This is a genomic window from Chitinophaga caeni (assembly GCF_002557795.1).
Classification (GTDB): Bacteria; Bacteroidota; Bacteroidia; order Chitinophagales; family Chitinophagaceae; genus Chitinophaga; species Chitinophaga caeni.
Genome location: NZ_CP023777.1, coordinates 951,714 through 966,297, shown reverse-complemented (window position 1 = coordinate 966,297; position 14,584 = coordinate 951,714). Strand labels below are relative to the sequence as shown.

Sequence of the window (14,584 nt, the reverse complement as noted above, 5' to 3'; positions counted from 1 at the left end):
GAATAGAATGAATAATAATATATATTATTCGATTTAAATTATAACAAATTGATATTAAATTTATTATAATTTAAATTTTGTTCAAAAAATTTTTTGAGATTCTTGTTGTTTTAGGGGGTGATTTTCACGGTTCGAAGTAAAATAATGGTATTTAACGTTGTGAAAAATGTCCGGGGAAAACAGTTTTTTTTGATGCTGTCATTTTTAGAAGCAACCTGCCCCAAAACCTCTTTATTATATCCTCATTTATTCATCACCGTAATTGCAAATTTCAAAAAATGAACAAAATGAACAAGGATTTAAAAAATGAATAGACTGTTCGTTCTTGTCTTAGAATGAACGAAATAAACGCATGCTTTGCCAACTCAAGCTTATAGTTTTGTACAAGTTTCGGATGATGAAAATTATTAAAATGTTTCGAGGAATGTGATCCTGGCTATGATCAACCAAACATGCAGAAGAAAGTATCCTAGTAATAAACCGGTAAAAGTATCCTTACTGATTTTATAGACATTCTTTTCTTTCTGAGTTCATACCCTGTGCTATACTCCGAAGTACAATTATGCTATGTGTAGAAAATCTTATTACCCAAACCATTGTGAGCTATGACATTTAATGTTACTCCTAAAAAGCATTACGGCGCTTTTATCCTTGTCCTGTCCATCTTCATGATGGCCATTATACCCGGTATGCTTTCCGCGCAAAGGGTATATGCTACGAGTCAAACGAATGGTGTTTCTGGATTGTGTCTTTTATGCGGTGTTACCAATGCGGCTAACCCGGTTAATAACGCTAATCTGGATGATTATTCCCAATTTTCAGTTACCGTTGGGTTACTGGGTGTTTCGGTTCAGCAAACACTCATTTTTCCCACTATAAATCCAAACGAAAGTTGTGATTCCCTGGTAATTGGAATTGGTAATTCGGGCGCTTTGCTTTCTGCAAACTTACTGGGAGGCGTGAGTTTTGAAACACTCAACGGTACCACTCCTAATAATGATGCCGTTAGTGGGCAGGCCGCTTTGTTAAGACTCTTGAGCGGCGATAATCAAGGTGAAATAGTGTTAAGGCCTACTTCTAAATTTGATAGGGTTCGAGTTACCCTGTCAAGTAATTTACTTGGAGCCTTGGCAGACTTCCGTTTGTATTATGCCTATTATAACGAAGTTGATATTATACCTCCGACTATCACTACACCGGCATCGCTGAATGTATGTGAAGGGAACTCTATCGACTTAACGGCTACTACGGCAACCCCTGAAGCGGTTATCAGTTGGTACACTGTTCCAACGGGAGGTACGCCCATTACGAACCCGGTTGCAGACGGCACCACGTTAACTGTTACGCCGGCGAGCGGTACTACTACCTACTACGCGCAAACCGCGCTGGATGTATGTACTAATACTACGCGGAGTGCTGTTTCCGTGACTACCACGGCATTACCTGCTGTGCCTGCTCTGGCCAATACAACGCATACTATTTGTGCCGGCGACCAAACTACTTTCAATGTTCAAAATCCTGTTAGCGGCGTTACCTATAATTGGTATGATGCTCCTACGGGAGGTAATTTATTGGCATCGGGATTAACGTATACGACACCAAACTTAAATGCAGCTACCGACTATTATGTTGAAGCCGCATTAAGTACGGGCTGTGTGAGCGCCACCAGGGCGCAGGCTTCCGTGGCTGTGAATCCAAGTCCCGCGGCGCCTTCAGTTAATAATTCTAATGTTACGATCAATAGCGGTCAATCGGTAACTTTCAGCATCCCTAGCCCGGAACCGGGTGTAACATATACCTGGTATGACTCCCCCGCTAAAGTAAATACCCTTGCAACCGGCGCTTCTTATACAACACCGATCCTTTTCGGTACTACGAATTATTATGTAGAAGCCATGAACGGCACCGGTTGTACCAGTCCACTTACAACTTTAACAGCAACGATTAATGCGCAAAACAACGTTCCATGTAGTTTTGCAAATCAAGATAACGGGGTAACAACTTCGGGCATCTGTTTGCTTTGTAATGTTTCCAACCCTGCTAACGTGGTTGATCTAGATACAAGTACAGCATCAACGATGTCTGTTCCAGTAGGTGTGGCCGGATCAATTAACCACCTGATCGGTTTTTCCAATACATATGCAGCGGGCGATAGTATCGTGATAGTATTACAATCGCCGGGTCAACTGTTAAACTTGGACCTATTATCCGCGATTTCTGTAAGACCTTATTTAAATGCAACAGCCTTAGGTTCTGGGCCGATATCCTTAAATAATAGTTTAGTTGGTTTAAAACTACTCGGAATTATCGGCGGAACTGGTAGGTACCGCGTCTCTATTCCTGTTGATGAAGATTTCAACGGGGTAATGATCAGCTTAGGTAGTTTGGTTTCTGCTTTAGCTACGGTGAACGTATTTTACGTAGCCGCCACGGTACAATACCCAGTTCCTCTTGCAAGCGATGTAAATATATGTACCGGCAATACGGCTGACTTATCCGTCACTGCCGCAGCAAATACTTCCGTTAATTGGTACGATGTGCCAACCGGTGGTACGGCTTTAGCTACAAATACAACAAGCTTTACTACCCCGGCATTAACTAATACCAAAACATATTACGTGGGTATTAGTCGCTTCGGCTGTGAGAATGGTACGCGGGTACCGATCACTGTAAATGTGAACCAGGTACCGACTGCCCCGGCATTAGCCGTTGATACGGTAAGCCTTTGTGCCGGCAATACCGCGACTTTTGCTATTGCCGCTCCCGATGGAGATCTAACATACCGTTGGTATTCCACAGCAACTGGCGGTACGCCGTTGGATTCAGGTGCGACATTCACAACAGCGGTATTAAATAATAATGCAACCTATTACGTGGAAAGTAGCGCTAACGGTTGTACCAGTGCTGCGCGATCTACCGCAGCAGCGGTAGTGACCCAAGCTCCTGCTAATGTAACCGTGACGCCAAGTACAACTAGTGTCGTGCAGGGTGGTTCAGCAACATTTACCGCATCTTCAACAAGTGGCAACGTAACTTACAATTGGTTTGTGACACCTACAGGCGGCACTAGCATATATACAGGTGCCAGCTTTACTACGCCGCCATTGGTAGCAAACACAACATATTACGTTGAAGCAGTTGATAATACTACCGGCTGCGTGACATTGAATAGAACTGCTGCCACCGTTACTGTAAATTCCGGCGCTATCGACTTGTCATGCGGTGCGGCCATCTCTCAAAGTAATACGAGCAATGGTTTGTGTATTGGATGCTCCGTACAAAATCCGGGTTTATCTGTAGACTCTAGTACAGAAACCGGATCACGCATCGGGGTGGTGCTAGGCTTGTTAAACGCTTATGCCGCACAAAGACTGACCTTTGACGGTGTAGCTAATGTTGGGGATAGTATCCAGATCGGGTTAACATTACCTTCTTCATTGGCGGATGTAGGTTTATTATCGACAGTACAAGTAGTCACATATAATGGTGGTACTGCAAATAATGATCTCCAGGACATTAACGCAGCGCCGATTACCTTGAAATTGTTAGCTGGAAACCAAAAGGCATTGGTAACTTTTGCGGCAACGGCAACATTTGATGCTGTAGAGCTTAGATTAAATTCTGGAGCGCTAACGGCATTGAATGCTATAAATCTCGATTATGCGAGAGTGATTACAGCCGTGCCAACCGTGCAAGAAGACACCGTGTCCGTTTGTCCCGGCCAAACAGCGACCTTGAATGCAATTTCAAGACCTAATACCACTTTCCGTTGGTTTGCTGATGCAACAGGCGGCAGCCCATTATTTACGGGAGCCTCCTATACAACACCGGCCATCACGGCAAATACAACTTATTATGTAGAAGCGCTTTCTGCATCCGGTTGTACGAGCCCGACGAGAACAGCGGTATACGTTCAAACTGGCCTTCCGTCCGTAACTGTTACCTCCAATTCAGTTAGCATCCCAGTTGGTGAGACCGCTGATTTGAGCGTAAACACTCCTGAGCCAACATTTACTTATCAATGGTATAATGTGCCGACAGGTGGTACAGCCTTATCTACCGGACCAAATTTCACAACGCCGAACTTGTTTGTAACCACGGTGTATTACGTAGAAGCTTCAAATGGGGCGGGTTGTGCATCGGCTACAAGGGTTCCCGTAACAGTAAATGTAACCCAAACTCCGGGTGCAGCAGATGTGCCATGTGGAAGTGCAACTTCTCAAACTAATGCTGCCGACGGTCTTTGTGTAGGCTGTTACGTGGAAAACCCTGGTTTCGCAGTTGATTCCAGTACCACGACCGGATCTACCATTCATCTCATCTTGGGATTATTAAGCGGAAGTGTATCTCAAACATTGGAATTCCCAACGGCAAGCAATATCGGGGATACCCTGGTGGTAGGTTTAACCTTCCCTTCCAGCTTAGCAGATCTCGGTTTGTTAGCGAATGTACAAATTGGTACTGCTAATGGCGGCACTAGCAATAATGACTTGCAAGCAATCAATGGAGGAGGTTTAATTTCCTTGACATTGTTGAATAATAATCAGCAAGCTATTATTAAGTATGCGCCAACGGCAGCATTTGATAAAGTACAAATTCAAATGAACGCAGGTTTGGCACAAGCCATTAGTGCGGTTAATGTCGATTATGCAACACGGATAATTGCACCGGCAGTACCTGTATCTAATTCTGTAAATGTTTGTGTGGGCGATACTGCCACACTGGAAGCTACGGCCCGCCTGAACACTACATTCAGGTGGTACGCTACAGCAACTGGCGGTTCGTCTCTATATAACGGGCAATCTTTCAAATACGGTCCCGTGATGAATGATACAACTTTCTATGTGGAAGCTGTGTCATCGACAGGCTGTATTAGCCCTGTTAGGGTTCCCGTATCGATCATGGTGGGATTGTCTAATGTAAGTGTAACGGCTAATGAAGTAACTGTTGACCGCGGTCAATCTGCTACTTTAAGTGTAGATAACCCGGATGCCAACTTCACTTACGATTGGTTCGATGAAGAAACGGGGGGAACATCCGTTCATACTGGAGCTACTTTCGTTACCCCGGCAATAAACGTAACAACAGTTTATTATGTTGAAGCTACCAATGCGAATGGTTGTAAATCAAATATGAGAATACCTGTAACAGTATATGTTCGCCAAGACCCCGGTTCTCCTGATGCCGATTGCGGCGCAGCTAATAGCCAAACGAATGCCGCTAATGGTATTTGTGTGGGTTGTTACGTGGAGAACCCAGGATTGGCAATCGATTCAAGTAAGTCAACCGGTTCTACAATACATGTTATTCTCGGTTTAGTGGGTGGTTCCGTATCCCAAACGTTGATTTATCCAAGTCCAAGTAATGTTGGTGACAGCGTTGTGATTGGATTGACCTTCCCGTCAAGTATTGCAGATGTAGGTTTATTAGCTAATATTCAAGTAGGCACTTATAATGGTGCGACATTTAATAATGATTATGCGGATTTAAATTCTTCATTGATTAATCTTCAATTATTAAACAACAGCGAATCTGCAATCTTGAAGTTTGCACCGGGCGCTACGTTTGATAGGGTTGAGATCAAGATGAATTCAGGTGTAGCGCAAGCTTTGAGCGCAATAAACGTAGATTATGCTTCAAGGGTATACGCTAAGCCGCTGTTACAAAGCGATACCGTAGCTGTTTGTACTGGTCAAACTGCTACCTTAAGTATTACCCCGCAAGCAAATACTACCTATCGTTGGTATAACAAACCGGTAGGTGGAAGTGTATTGGCCACTGGAAATAGCTTCACTACCGGTAACATTTCCGTGGATAGTATCTTCTACGTAGAAGCTGTTACTTCAAGCGGTTGTGTGAGTTCCGAAAGAACTCCTGCCGTTGTTACAGTAGGTCTACCTGGTGTGGAGGTCACTTCAGATGACGTGACTGTGAACTTGGGAGAAACGGCTCATTTGTCTGTTAATAATCCGGATACTACTTATACTTACGAATGGTATGATGTAGCAACAGGTGGTACGGCATTGGCAACAGGAGCGGACTTTACCACCCCGGCAATGACTGTTAGCACGGTATACTATGTTGAAGCAACAAATAATATAGGTTGTAAAACGGCGAGCAGGATACCAGTTAGGGTCACCGTACTTCAAGCCCCCGGGCCAAATGATGTTCCTTGCGGTGCGGCAACAACCCAAACAAATACAGCGAATGGTCTTTGCGTGGGATGTTATATCGAAAATCCTGGTTTAGCGATTGATTCGAGTTCAGTAACAGGTTCCACGGTACATGTTATCCTAGGATTGGTAAATGCATATGCTTCACAAACATTAATCTTCCCAAGCGTAAGTAACGTAGGAGATAGCATTCATCTTTCCCTTACATTCCCCTCAAGCTTGGCAGATGTCAGCGTATTAGGTGGAGTACAGGTATTAACATATAATGGCACTACATCTAATAATGACCTTCAGTCGATCAATAGCAGTGTGATCTCATTACAGCTTTTAGCTAATAATACGGGAGCCCTGATTTCTTATGCTCCAACTAAAGCATTCGACAGGATCGAGGTAAGGTTGAATTCAGGCTTGGCACAAGCGCTCAATGCAGTAAATGTAAATTATGCCGCAAGGATCGTTGGTCCAGCGATGCCATCAGCCGATTCAGTGACCATTTGTCAAGGAACAACGGCGATACTTTCAGCAGATGTGCAGCCAAACACAAGCTACCGTTGGTATGCTAATGCAACTGGTGGCACGCCGCTGGCAAGTGCCGACAACTTTACAACACCAAACTTAAATACAAATACAACTTATTACTTGGAAGCTATATCCAGTGCAGGTTGTATTAGTCCAGTGAGAGTGCCTGTACAGGTAATAGTAACCTCAGCACCGAATGCTCCAACAGTTGCGGACACAACGATTTTGACCTGTGGAGGAACAACGGCTAGGTTAGAAGCAACAGGTCCGGCAGGCGCTTCGTTTAGATGGTATAACCAGGCTAGTGGCGGTACGACTTTAGCAGATAGCGCGGTATTTATTACGCCAGTACTCGATAGTTCAGCTATTTATTATGTTGAATCATATTTAGCTGCCGGTTGTGCAAGTGCAAGTAGAACTGCCGTGAAGGTCGAGGTAACTACAAGGCCGGAACCGCCTGTAGTGACGCCGGATGCGCCAACAATTTGCGCAGGCAACACAGCTACAATGGTGGCCAATTCAACTTCTGCTTCGGCAACGATCTACTGGTACGCCAGTGAAACTGCTGATACGGCTTTGGCAACTGGAAGTACATTTACTACCCCGGCCTTGAATGCCAATACTACATATTATGTTGGTACGTCAAATGGTCAATGTGAAAGTGCAACAAGAACAGCAGTAACTGTAATGGTAAATCCATTGCCGGTTGCACCTACGATCGTTTCAAATCCTGCAAACGGTATCGTGCCATACGGTAGCTCCGCTGAATTAACGGCTTCCTCGGCAACATCCAATGTGACGTACCATTGGTACAGGACGGCTACCGGTGGAACGGAAGATTTTGTAGGGGCTACTTTCCAAACCCCGCAGCTGACAGATGATGTAGTATATTATGTAGAAGCGGTATCTGCCTCAGGATGTACTAGCGGTAGAACGGCGATTGCATTAACGGTTGATAAAAACTTTAACCCGGGTTGTGATATTGCCAATGCTCAAACAGCTGTAGTGGATGGTGTATGCGTTCTCTGTGCAATTACAGATCCAAATAATTCTGTTGATAATGATACGACTAACTTCGCGCAAATCAATATACCTGTAGGTGTCGTGGGAGCTTCTTACGGTCAAAGGTTAAACTTTGGTAGCGTAAGTAACCTGGGAGACTCGGTGAGTATTATCCTGGAAGTGCCGAATACAGTTATCAATGCCAGCATACTAGGAGCTATTACGATTAACTCTATTAATGCAGGCGCAAGCAATAACGAAAATATCCAGTTGAATAACGCTGCTATCAAGATCGATTTGTTGGGCGGTGGTACGAATAAGTTTAAAGTGACTTTCAAACCAGCTGCTGCCTTCGATGAAGTTGAAGTTAAAATCGGCGGTGGATTAGTTACTGGATTTAATAACTTGAGAGTTTACTACGCTTACCGTGTAGTCCCTGCCCCTGAAATTGCGTTGAATGACGTAACTATATGTGCAGGTAGTACAGCTACCTTTAATGCGACAGCCCCAGCCGGGGTACAAGTAAACTGGTACACGACTGCAGTAGGCGGAACACCAATTGCTACCAATACAACTTCCTTTACTACCCCGGCACTTGACACGTTTGCCATTTACTATGCGGAAAGTGTGCGCGAATCTACAAGCTGCCCGAATCCGATTAGGAAAGCGGTATTTGTGAACGTGTTACCTGTTCCGGATCCCCCGGTAATCGTAACTAGTGATACAACTATTTGTCCGGGGAATACCGTTGTATTGAAAGCAGTTGCAAGCAATTCCACAACCCAGATCCGCTGGTTTGATGCCGCGACAAACGGTAACTTATTAGCAACAGATAGTATTTATATAACACCTGCATTAAGTAGCACCACTACTTATTATGTTGAAACATATAATGGTACTTGTACCAACAGTGGCGCAAGAGCGGCAGTAACCGTAAATGTTGGAAGTATTGCGCCAACACCGGTTTTACAAGCACCTACACTGGCACTTTGTGCTGGAGGTACGGCAACTTTCAATGTTGTTGCTGAAACCGGGGTAACATACAGGTGGTACAATACTTCAACAGGTGGAACCGCGATATTTACCGGGGCAACTTTTACTACCCCTGTATTAAATGCAAGTGCGGTTTATTATGTTGAAGCTAGCACAGGTGATTGTGCCAGTGCAACGGGAAGGGTGGCAGCTACTGCTACCGTGAATGCTATTCCAGGTGTGCCCGTATTGGTGAACGATCAGTTAATTTCTTGTGGTAATAATAGTGTCACCTTTAATATTCAGAATCCACAAGCTAATCTTACTTATAATTGGTATGATGCCGCGGTGAATGGCAACTTGTTGCACACTGGTATTAACTTCACAACGGTGCCTGCTTCCGATAGCGTAACATACTTCGTGGAAGCCTTGAATGGTTCGAGCTGCGCAAGCTCAACTAGGGCCTTGGCTACAGTGAAGGGAGGAGAGATACCTCCTGCACCAACGGTTGACTCTACGAGCTACACCGTTTGCTCTGGAACTAACCTGTCCTTGAACGTGAAAAGCCCACAATCAGGCCATATTTATCAATGGTTTGATGCACCAACGGGTGGTAACTTACTGTTTACCGGTTCTAAATTTATCACGCCGATATTAACAATGGATAGGAGCTTCTACGTTGCTGATAGCACGGCTAGCGGCTGCTCAAGTAGTTCAAGGACACAAGTCGATATCACGGTGAAAGCGGTGCCAACTGCACCAGTCGTAGTTGACGGTACCGAAATTTGTGCCGGTAATACAACAACTTTATTGGTTCAAAACAGGCAAAACGGAATAGAATACCGCTGGTATGATGCCATGATAGGTGGAAGCTTGTTGGCAACAGATACTGCTTACACGACTCCGTCTTTGACGAATACGACAACCTACTTCGTGGAAGCATATAATGGTACTTGTACAAATACTTCCGGAAGAGTTGCAGTTGTAGTGTCTGTTAAGGCAGTACCAACAGATGTTGTTGTGGATGCTGATAGTGTTGCTATCTGTAGCGGTTCTACTGCCATGTTGCATGTTTCCAATCCTTTGAGCGGTATAACTTACCGTTGGTACGATGCAGCAACAGGAGGTAATGTAGTTGCTACGGGTGCAGACTTTACAACCCCGGTATTAAGCGTATCTACCGATTACTATGTCGAGGCAATCAATATCAATAATTGTATGAGCGCCAACAGGACAAAAGTTACGGTAAGCGTAAATGACGGAATAGATGTGCCTGAATTGGAAAATGCAGACGTAGTAATTTGTAGGAATACAATGGCTATCCTTACAATTAAATCTCCGCGGGCAGAATTGCAATATGATTGGTATGATGCTCCTTCCGGTGGTAACCTGGTGTTTACCGGTAGTATTTATCAAACTCCTGCATTGAGTACAGATGCAACATATTATGTCGCGGCAAGCTTGAAAGGAGGTACTTGTACGAGCGCTTCAAGAGCAACAGTAAAAGTAACTGTAGCGGATGCACCGACAACGCCGGTACTAGTTAACGGTGCAATTACAACCTGCTCGAATAGTACTGCAACATTTGAAATACAAAATCCTCAACCAAATGTAACCTACCGCTGGTATGATGCAGATATGAATGGTAACTTGGTATTCACCGGGGCAAGCTTTACAACGGGCAACCTCACTGCGAATATTACGTACTATGTTGAAGCGGTAATTGGCAACACTTGTGCTAGCACAGGCAAAGCCGAGGCCACAGCTACTGTTGGCCCGCGCCCGGGAACACCGATGGTAACAGGTAACGCTGATCCGATCTGCCCGAACAGCCCTGATACATTAACGGCAACTTCAACTGATGCCGGGGTGATCTTTAACTGGTACACTAGCAGCACGGCCACAACACCGGTATTTACAGGCAACACATTCATAACCCCGGCATTGGCGGCAACTACTACTTACTATGTTGAAGCAGCTTATGCAAACAGTGGTTGTACAAGCACCAGCAGGGAACAAGCCACGGTAACGGTATTGGAAACATTAGCACAACCGACAGTTACGGTACAAAGCAAGACGGCGAGCAGTGTTACATTCCAATGGGATGCCATACCCGGGGCGATCGGTTACAGGGTATCCTTCGACAATGGTGTTACATCAGTATTCAGATCTAAAGACAGCCTGACATATACTGTATCCGGTCTTCAGCCTGCTCAAAGCGTAAGCTTACAAGTAATGGCAATCGGCTTGAGTGAATGTGCTAACAGTGGTTGGTTTATGTCGGATACCGATACCGATAATCCTGCCGGTAACCTGGTATTTGTTCCGAACGCATTCACCCCGAACAACGATGGCCTTAACGATATCTTGTATGTATACGGTACAACGATCAGCAATATGCAGATATGGATTTATAATCAATGGGGTCAATTAGTATTCCAATCGAAAGATCAGACTGTAGGATGGGATGGAACGATGAGTGGTAAGAAACAACCGGTAGGTGTTTACAACTACGTGCTGAAGGCCCAATTGCAAGATGGAACGATTGTAAATAAACGAGGTACAATTACAATCATCAGGTAAAACATTCATTAGAGCTAAAAAACATAAAGCAGGAATGATGCTGTATCCCTCTTCATTCCTGCTTATCTCGAACAACCAAAAAATGTTCCCATGAGAAACAAAATCATCATTGTAGTGCTTGCGTTCTGTGTATTTGTGCCGGCGCTTGCCAAAGCACAGGTAGACCCGCATTTTTCCCAGTACTACGCTTACCCCCTATGGTTGAACCCTGGCCTTACAGGTGTTGTGGACGGTGATTATAGGTTAAATGGAAATTACAGGACGCAATGGAACAACTTCGGCAAACCATTTTCTACTGCCGGTGTGTCGTTTGATGCTCCCACTGCAAAAAATCTCGGCCTCGGTGTAAATGTTCTGAACATGTCTGCTGGGGACGCCGGGTATAATTATCTAAATGCAATGGCTAGCATTGCCTATAACGGCGTGAAGTTGGGGCGAAACCAAACCAGCCAGTTTTCATTTGGTGTACAAGCCGGTATTATCAACCGCAGGATCGACCAAAGCAAATTGCAATTTGGTAGCCAGTACAATCCTGTGATCGGCTTCGATCCGAATATGATCAGCGGTGAAAACTTGGGAAGGACTTCTTCTACCGTGTTCGATGTAAATGCGGGGGTCATGTTCTTCGACGGTAATCCCAACCATACGGTGAATCCTTTTGTTGGAGTTGCCGCCGCACATCTTACCCAACCGGAAGATCCATTCTTAGAGGCAGATAACGGCGACCGTAAATTGCCGGTACGTTACGTGGCACATGGTGGTATGAGGATCAAGGTAAGCGATATGTTAAATATTACTCCCACGGGTTTGTATATGCGGCAGGGAAATGCGGAAGAGATCGTGGGTGGCGCCTATGCGCAGATATTAGTAAACCCGATGTGCGACGTGTTGCTAGGAGCGAATTACCGCTGGAAGGATTGTGTTATACCTTTTGCCGGCGCCCGTTATCAACATTTCACACTCGGCTTAAGCTATGATGCTAATACCTCTAACCTGAGACGATTAGTGAACGGGAGTAACAGTTTCGAAGTATCACTTTCTTACGTGTTCCGTAAGAAAAGAATCTTCGACCCGGAATATTTCATCTGTCCTAGACTCTAGTCAATAATGAAACGAATTCATATTATATATCGACGATTTCTATTACCATCGATTCAAATAAATGGTATCCCCATGAAGAAATTTACTTTTCTATTCGTTATATCCCTTGTAATTGTTAATGCTGCCTTGGCGCAATATGTAGCTGACTACAGAAGGACGGCAGACGTATATTATATGAACAAGGATTTTTATTCTGCCGCCCAATATTATAATAAAGCCCTCAATACCTTCGATACCAAGGAAGCGAAATTCATTCCTTATGTAGTGGATAAAAGTTCGAGGAAGGAAAAGAAGAAAGTGAAAGATTATGAAGAGGTGAAATACAGGCTTGCAGAATCTTACCGCCATTACTACGATTATGCCAGCGCTGAAAAATGGTACGCTTCTATTATAAATGATAATGCTACCGAGGCCGTTGCCATGTTTCCGTTAATAAGGTATCAATATGCAGTATGCTTAAGAGCTTTAGGTCGGTACGATGAAGCCTTGCAGCAATTCAAGCAATTTAAAGAGGAATATAAAGGTTACGATGATTATTCGACCCAAGCCCTTGTTGAAATAGCTACTTGCGAATTTGCAGTTGAAGAAATGAAAAAAACTCCCCGTTTTACTGTAATGAAAGTTACAGGAGATGTAAATCGTGCAGGAGCTAATTATGCTGCTGTCCTGGAAAAAGCCGGGAATATCATTTTTACTTCTTCTAGACCGGATTCCGGGGCTTTAGATAAAAAAGGGAATCCTTATGTTAATAAACTTTATACTGCATCCGGGAGCGGCCATGAATTTGAAAATTCCAGCTTGGTAGATATTCCCCTTGAGAAAAATATGGATATGGGGGTTGCGACATTATCCCCCGGTGGAAACACCATGTACCTTACCAAGTGGACTACGAAGAACGGGCAAAAGATGAGCGCGATTTACGAATCTAAAAGATCGGGAAGCAGCTGGTCAGAGCCGGTAAAATTAGGCGCTAACGTGAATGCAGATGGATATAGCTCCAAGGAGCCAATGCTTACCAGCGACGGTAAATATTTATTGTTTTCATCAGATAGGCCCGGGGGTAACGGTAAGTTTGATCTTTGGTATGCTACCTTGCAAAACGGCACGCCTAACGCCCCGGTAAATATGGGTAATATTATCAATTCTAAAGAAGACGATTGTGCCCCTTTTTATGATACTAGGAATAAAATGTTGCTCTTTAGCACCAATGGCAGAGTCGGTTTCGGGGGGATGGATTTCTTTAGCAGCAAGGGTTCTTTCGGTGATTGGGTAAATCCTGTTAATATGGGATATCCCTTAAATTCCCCGAAGGATGATATATATTTCTGCCCCAATACTACCGATAACGGCATGCAACAAGGATTTTTTAGTTCTGATAGGGAATCGGTTTGCTGTTTGGAAGTATTCACGCTTCAAAAAGTAGCGAAGGTAATGATGGGGATGGTGAATGACTGTGATGGCGGTGCGCCGTTAACAGGAGCTAAAATTACATTGCTGTTACAACCGGAAAATAAAATTATAGATCAAGTCGTATTGAATGAAACCGGGAAGTATGAATTCGAAGTAGAACTTGATAAAGACTACAAGATATTAGCAGAAAAAGAAAATTACTTCTCTAAAACGATCTCTGCTAACACGGCTACATTACACACTGCTGATACGCTGTTTAACCCAGGTATCTGCCTAAAGAGGTATGAAGTGGGTAAACCGATCATCCTTAAGGATATTTATTACGATTTTGATAAAGCCACTTTAAGGCCACAATCTTTAGTGGTACTAGATACTTTATATACCATATTAGTGGACAACCCTGATATTGAAATCGAATTAAGCGCGCATACCGATAGTAAAGGTACGGATGCGTATAACTTGAAATTGTCTGATGCTAGGGCGCAATCTTGCGTAGATTACCTGATCTCGAAAGGGATTAGTAGGTCAAGGATTATTGCACATGGCTACGGGGAGTCGATGCCGATTGCTCCAAATACATTACCGAACGGAAAAGATAATCCTGATGGAAGACAATTAAACCGTAGAACTGAATTTAAGGTGCTTAGAAATAAGCACTAGTTAATAATGATTTTAACCTTGGAATATGAATTACCTTTTCCATATCCTAACCATCAATTATCATTATTCAACTGATTTGGGATACTTAAGTTGAATAAAAAGACCATTCAATAGTAAATAGTGCAGGGTAATTCATTACTAAGCGCTTCTCACAATGGGGGTTT

3 protein-coding genes are annotated in these 14,584 nt (G+C 43.9%); all 3 read left to right on the top strand.

What is annotated here, in order from left to right:
• Nucleotides 1-605 precede the first annotated feature (605 nt).
• The gene (locus COR50_RS03985) at nt 606-11,249 is read left to right on the top strand and encodes a gliding motility-associated C-terminal domain-containing protein (protein ID WP_098192788.1); all 10,644 of its coding nucleotides are present in this window, start codon (nt 606-608) and stop codon (nt 11,247-11,249) included.
• A 90-nt stretch (nt 11,250-11,339) separates the two neighbouring features.
• Nucleotides 11,340-12,350: a PorP/SprF family type IX secretion system membrane protein gene (locus COR50_RS03980; protein ID WP_098192787.1), complete on the top strand. Its 1,011-nt coding sequence runs from the start codon at nt 11,340-11,342 to the stop codon at nt 12,348-12,350.
• 72 nt (nt 12,351-12,422) lie between these two features.
• Nucleotides 12,423-14,420, top strand: a complete 1,998-nt coding sequence (locus COR50_RS03975) for an OmpA family protein (RefSeq protein ID WP_198405772.1) — start codon at nt 12,423-12,425, stop codon at nt 14,418-14,420.
• The last annotated feature ends 164 nt before the right edge of the window (nt 14,421-14,584 follow it).

What these genes read in the sequence shown, in the direction of transcription:
- COR50_RS03985 (WP_098192788.1), top strand. Translation starts at nt 606, where the DNA reads ATGACATTTAATGTTACTCCTAAAAAGCATTACGGCGCTTTTATCCTT.
- COR50_RS03980 (WP_098192787.1), top strand. Translation starts at nt 11,340, where the DNA reads ATGAGAAACAAAATCATCATTGTAGTGCTTGCGTTCTGTGTATTTGTG.
- COR50_RS03975 (WP_198405772.1), top strand. Translation starts at nt 12,423, where the DNA reads ATGAAGAAATTTACTTTTCTATTCGTTATATCCCTTGTAATTGTTAAT.